1 protein-coding gene is annotated in these 613 nt (G+C 63.5%); it reads right to left on the bottom strand.

The window, feature by feature from the left end:
- A partial coding sequence (locus DBR23_RS30035) for an EAL domain-containing protein (protein ID WP_199227775.1) occupies positions 1-613 on the bottom strand: 613 nt, incomplete at both ends.

Raw genomic sequence — 613 nt, 5'->3', positions numbered from 1 at the left:
CCGCCACTGGTCCAGCCAGCCCGGTACCTGCTGCGCGGGCATGGGCCGCGCAATGCCATAGCCCTGGCCCAGCACACAGCCCATGGCCAGCAGCGTGCGACCGTGGTCCACGGTCTCCACACCTTCGGCAATCACCTTGCGGTTGAACGCTTTGGACAGGCCCACCACACCCTGCACAATGGCCAGGTCGTCGCGGTCTTCGAGCATGTCGCGCACAAAGCTCTGGTCGATCTTGAGCAGCTCTGCAGGCAGCTTTTTCAGGTAGGTCAGCGACGAATAACCGGTCCCAAAATCGTCCAGAGCAAACCGCACGCCCAGTTCGGCGCATGCGTGCATCAGGCCAGATACCTGGGCCATGTCCTGCAACGCGCTGGTCTCCACAATCTCCAGCTCCAGCGCCGACGAAGGCACCGAGGGATGCGCGGCCAGTGCCTGGCGCAGCTTGTGCACAAAGTCCTCTTGCTGGAGCTGCTTGGAGAACACGTTGACGCTGACCGGCATGCGCAGCCCCACCGCCAGCCACTGCGCCATTTGGGACAGGGCCATGTCCAGCACCCGCTCGCCAATCGCAATCGCCATGTCGTGGTCTTCAATCACCGGCAGGAACTGGCTC

Source organism: Acidovorax sp. HMWF018, assembly GCF_003061035.1.
In the GTDB taxonomy this organism is placed as follows: Bacteria; Pseudomonadota; Gammaproteobacteria; order Burkholderiales; family Burkholderiaceae_C; genus Acidovorax; species Acidovorax delafieldii.
This window is presented reverse-complemented; position numbering and strand designations above follow the sequence as displayed.